The following is a 1,905-nucleotide window of genomic DNA, read 5'->3' as shown; positions in this document are numbered from 1 at the left end:
AGCGCCTGTTGCCTGGAATGCCGGGTTGGTTACCGTAATCATGATCTTCCAGTCATCCGCGTTCAATGTCAGCGGAATCGTTGGCTGTCCATCAATGGTTGGATGTTTCTCATAATAGGCTTTGAGTACATTCTCGTAATCCTCAAGTGTTTTCACCTCAGGGTAGCCGAGCTCTTTCAACACTTTCTGCTGAATTTCAAAACCGCCTGTTGCGTCAAACGTCATATTATCTACACCCATATTGGTTGGGATCGTGTAGATGGATGGATCTTCCGTGCTGTATTTCAAACGATTCATCTGATCGCCATAGATTTTCTTCAGGTTTGGTGCATGCTCCTCAATCAGATCCGTGAGGTCAATCATCGCGCCAGCATCTACCAGCTTAGACAAGTTACCTTTTGGGAAAATGATATCAGGATAATCACCGCTGGCAGCCATGAGACCAATTTTTTGATCGCCACCATTGTTTACATCGTATTCTGCTTCAATTGTAACGCCAGTTTGCTTGGTAATTTCCTTACCAACGGCATCTTGCATCTTGTTCCAAGTCGGACTTGCATCAGCACCAAAGAACGTAAATGTAACCGGATCGGTACCGTTTGAATCTTCAGAAGCACTTTTGCTCCCCGAATTTCCACAACCAGCAGTAACCAACAGCGCACTTGCGAGCATCAACATTGCAAAAGTCTTAGGTGTATTGCCTTTCATTTTGCCTCTCATTGTCTAGTTCCCCCTATTATTATGAAGGTTTTATCTGTATAACAGGCTAAGCCTGCGAATACCACTTTTGGAGCGCATTTCTGTATGCGCTTACCATAAGACCAATCCATACTTTTTGTAAGCCTAAAATATATTGTATGGACACATCACTTCAATGCTTCTAACAATGGTAAAACGTTTTCGAAACCTACTTTAAAACGCTTACTGAAAGTGCTTACATCAATGATTATATGCTATCCTACCCGTCCCGTCAACAACAAAAAAAGGCCTTTTTACAAGGCCTCTTTCTGCGAAACAAAAGCTTTAAATTATAGTCCATTTTCTGAAATTTTCAGTTATTTCACATCTTTACCAGTCCACAGGGCTACACGTTCCTTCACCCATACGGTGTACTGTTTCTCCATCTCTACTGCCCCTGCTTTGTCGAGTTCAGCGAGGAGGCTGTCGTAGACTTGATCGAAGTTTTCAGGCTTCGCCAGAATAGCTTCAGGGATCCGTTTGCGGATGATATCCTGTGTTTTCTGGAATGTTACGTTGTAGTCAGTATCCGATGGAACCGGCATATTGTACGCAGCGCCCCAGTCTTTCAATTTCAGTTCATCTTCGGATGGGAAGAAATCCTTCCATGTTGTAATACCATATGCTTTCAGCGTTTCCTTCTCAGCTGGAGTGTAGCCCGCTTGGATCTGTTCAGGGAAGTTGGTTGTGTAGTAATTGTCCGTAGAATCTTTTACCCCGTCGCCATATCTCGCGCTGAAGATATTGTACAGACCAATACCCGTTTCTTTGGTAAATGCTGAATTGTCGTTAACTTTGCGATCCTGAACTTCGTCAGGAATGACACGTTTGCCGTTTTCAACATTATAGTGTTGACCTTCAATTCCCCAGTTTCTCAGCACTTGACCTTCATCTGAAGCAAGCCAATCCATGAATTTGATGATTCGTACCGGATCTTTGGCCGTTGTTGAAATCCCGATTCCGTATCCGTCGAATCCAGTTGGCTGGAATGTGTGATCCACGATATCCTCGTTCAGGGATACAGAGAAGTGAGCATACGTGCTGTCATCTTTGCCCGCTGCTTTGAGGGCATTTTCAGCTTCACCATAGTTCCAGTCCTGGTCAATCAAACCGAGTACACGGCCGCTGGCAATTTTGGATTTGTATTGGTCGTCTTTTTGAACAAAG

General features: G+C 44.0%; 2 protein-coding genes. Both read right to left on the bottom strand.

Annotation, left to right across the window (positions count from 1 at the left end; translation table 11 throughout):
- The coding region (locus CHI14_RS25380) for an extracellular solute-binding protein (RefSeq protein ID WP_141236731.1) at positions 1 to 708 on the bottom strand (708 nt) is incomplete at its 3' end.
- Positions 709 to 1,055: 347 nt separating this feature from the next.
- On the bottom strand, positions 1,056 to 1,905 hold an 850-nt coding region (locus CHI14_RS25375), incomplete at its 5' end, for a type 2 periplasmic-binding domain-containing protein (protein ID WP_141236730.1).

Origin of the sequence: Paenibacillus sp. 7516 (assembly GCF_002272715.1) — a bacterium.
Classification (GTDB): domain Bacteria; phylum Bacillota; class Bacilli; order Paenibacillales; family Paenibacillaceae; genus Paenibacillus; species Paenibacillus illinoisensis_A.
The sequence above is the reverse complement of the archived record's forward strand: the minus strand, read 5'-3'. Positions and strand labels throughout refer to the sequence as shown.